General features: G+C 63.0%; 2 protein-coding genes. One reads left to right on the plus strand and one right to left on the minus strand.

What is annotated here, in order from left to right; all coding sequences use genetic code 11:
• Nucleotides 1–420 precede the first annotated feature (420 nt).
• Nucleotides 421–1,497 carry a ribosome small subunit-dependent GTPase A gene (gene rsgA, locus A2I95_RS32235; RefSeq protein WP_084294440.1) on the plus strand — a complete coding sequence of 359 codons (1,077 nt, stop codon included), beginning with the start codon at nt 421–423 and terminating at the stop codon, nt 1,495–1,497.
• Nucleotides 1,498–1,554: 57 nt separating this feature from the next.
• Here the strand turns inward: rsgA and A2I95_RS32240 are convergent.
• Nucleotides 1,555–2,289: tRNA guanosine transglycosylase (locus A2I95_RS32240; protein ID WP_291736388.1), on the minus strand; the 735-nt coding region annotated here is incomplete at its 5' end.

Genomic DNA, 2,289 nt, shown 5'->3' on the forward strand with positions numbered 1-2,289 from the left:
CGGTATCCGGCAGCACTTGGCCCGTCTCCTCTTTGGATGTCTTTATCTGGGGGGATGGTTAACGGTTTTCAACCGGCCCGCCGCAAGGTCGCGCCCACATTGCCCGCAGCGCGCCCGGACCACAAGGGCGCAAATGGGGAAAGGGTGAGCAAAGCCCTAACAGGCCCGCCGCCGCCATTGACACAGCCCTTGATGCAACCTGACAGCGGCCGGAAATCCAGCACCTTGATCACCCCGGTGCCGGCGTCTAAACTGCACCCCGAAAACCGGAGATTGTATGACCTGAGTCATCCGGGCCCGCGGCATGTCGGCCCACACCAAACGCAAAAACCTTCAGTCCCGCAGTTTGCGGGCCGGTTATGCTTGGCCGCATTTCATCCTGCCACGCCCGTTAAACGGGCTCTCCGAGAGTTTTACGACATGAACCGCAGAAAACTTCCCGGCTTTCTGACCCCGCCTGTGCGCCCGCAGGTCTCTTCCGGCCTCAGCGAGCTGGGTTTCAAACCCTTTTTCCAACACCAAATGGCCGATGCCGCCGACGGCGCCACCCCGGCCCGCATCACCGCCATTCACCGCAGCCAGTTTGACCTCATCAGCGCTGACGGCCCCCTCACTTGCCCGGCCATTGAAGGCGCCGCGGTCGGGGACTGGCTGCTGCTTGACCCTGAAACGGGGCACAGCACCGCCCTGCTTGAGCGGGCCTCCCTGTTCAAACGGCGCGCACCAGGCACCGGCCGCGAAACCCAGCTGATTGCCGCCAATATCGACACGCTGTTTATCGTAACCTCCTGCAACCACGACTTCAACATAGCCCGGCTGGAACGATTTCTGGCGCTGACGAACGAGGCTGGCGCAACCCCGGTGATCATTCTGACCAAGGCAGACCTTGCAGACGATCCTGACAGCTACCGCCTGCAGGCCCAATCCCTGCAGGCAGGTCTGGTTGCCGAGACCATTGACGCCACCAACCCGGCGGAGGTGAACCGCTTGCGCGCCTGGTGCGGCCTGGGCGAAACAGTGGCACTGGCCGGCTCCTCAGGTGTCGGCAAGTCCACGCTGGCAAACACCCTGGCCCGCGGAGGGCTGATGCAAACCGGCGCAATCCGCGAAGATGACAGCAAAGGCCGCCATACAACCTCTCACCGCCAGATGCTGCGGCTGTCCGGGGCCGGCTGGCTGATCGACACCCCCGGCATGCGCGAGCTGCAGATATCAGACGCCCAGGAGGGTATTGATATGGTGTTTCAAGATCTTGCTGAAACCTCGGCGCACTGCCATTTCAACAATTGCCGTCACGAAAGTGAACCGGGCTGCGCCATTCAAAACGCAATCATGGACGGGCAGCTTGACCCGGCCCGGGTGGCACGCTGGAAAAAGCTGCGAACCGAGGACGCCTTTAACGCGCAGTCCCTGGCGGAACGCCGCGCCGCAGGCAAGGCGTTTGGCAAGATGGTCAAACAGGCCAAACGCATCAAACGCGTCAAACGAAAGAAATAAGCCCCACGGCCCGAACCCGCCCCTGGCGCGGCAGCGCCGGGGGTATCCGGCAGCCCGTTACAGCGGCTCGATATCGCCTTGCGCGCGGGTCTCGTGGAAATCTTTCTGCCAGGCCTCAAAGGTGCCCGCGGCAATCGCATCCCGCATGCCTCCCATGATCTCCTGAAAATAATGCAGGTTGTGCCAGGTCAGCAGCATCCCCGAGATCATCTCGTTCGAGCGGAACACATGGTGCAGATAGGCGCGGGAGTAGCTGGAACAGGCCGGGCAGCTGCACTGCTCATCCAGGGGCCGCGGATCGTCCTGGTGGCGGGCGTTCTTGATATTCACCACACCATAACGGGTAAAGGCCTGCCCGGTGCGGCCGGAACGGGACGGCAGCACGCAGTCCATCATATCGATGCCGCGGGCCACCGCGCCGACGATGTCGTCGGGCTTGCCGACCCCCATAAGATAGCGCGGCTTGTCCTCGGGCAGGAAACCGGGGGCGTAATCAAGGCAATCGAACATCGCTTCCTGCCCCTCGCCCACCGCAAGGCCGCCAACCGCATAACCTTCGAATCCGATCTTCTTCAGCGCTTCGGCGCTTTCTTCGCGCAGGTCCTGCTCCAGCCCGCCCTGCATGATCCCGAACAGCGCGTGGCCGGGACGGTCGCCGAAAGCTTCGCGCGACCGCTCTGCCCAGCGCATCGACAGCTGCATCGATTCCGCAATCCGCTCCCGGTCCGCAGGCAGCGCCGGGCATTCGTCGAAACACATCACGATATCCGAGCCCAGCAGGCGCTGGATTTC

The organism is Leisingera sp. F5 (genome assembly GCF_001593695.1).